The organism is Bartonella sp. AD328YNZD (genome assembly GCF_042196425.1).
Genome location: NZ_JBHIQG010000846.1, coordinates 1 through 564, shown reverse-complemented (window position 1 = coordinate 564; position 564 = coordinate 1). Strand labels below are relative to the sequence as shown.

The following is a 564-nucleotide window of genomic DNA, read 5'->3' as shown; positions in this document are numbered from 1 at the left end:
ATTATCATACCAAACCAAAACACGACAGAGCTGACCATCAATTACTTTGGTTTGATCATTGTGGAAAATCGCTGAATGAGGATTATGATTAAAATCACAACTCACAAGTTTTTCTTCTGTCGTGTCTAAAATTCCCTTCAGAGGACCTCGTGCAGCCGTAGTCATAGCTGTATTAATTTCTTCAATTGTTGTGGAACGCTTAGCGGTAAATGTTAAATCAACCACAGAAACATTAGGGGTTGGAACACGAATCGACACACCGTCAAGCAGCCCCTTTAATTCTGGCAAAACCAATCCTACAGCTTTCGCTGCTCCTGTTGATGTAGGAATCATAGAAAGAGCTGCCGCACGTGCACGATAAAGGTCACGATGCATTGTATCCAATACAGGTTGATCACCCGTATAAGAATGGATGGTTGTCATAAAGCCCTTTTCAATGCCCACTGTGTTATGCAAAACTTGTGCAACAGGCGCCAAACAATTGGTGGTACAAGAAGCATTTGAAACAACGCGATGCTCTTTGCTTAAAGATTGATGATTAACCCCATAGACAACCGTAAGATC

At 41.7% G+C, this 564-nt stretch carries 1 protein-coding gene; it reads right to left on the bottom strand.

From position 1 onward, the window contains the following. On the bottom strand, positions 1-564 hold a 564-nt coding region (locus tag ACFIO3_RS15375; protein ID WP_375704813.1), incomplete at both ends, for a type I glyceraldehyde-3-phosphate dehydrogenase.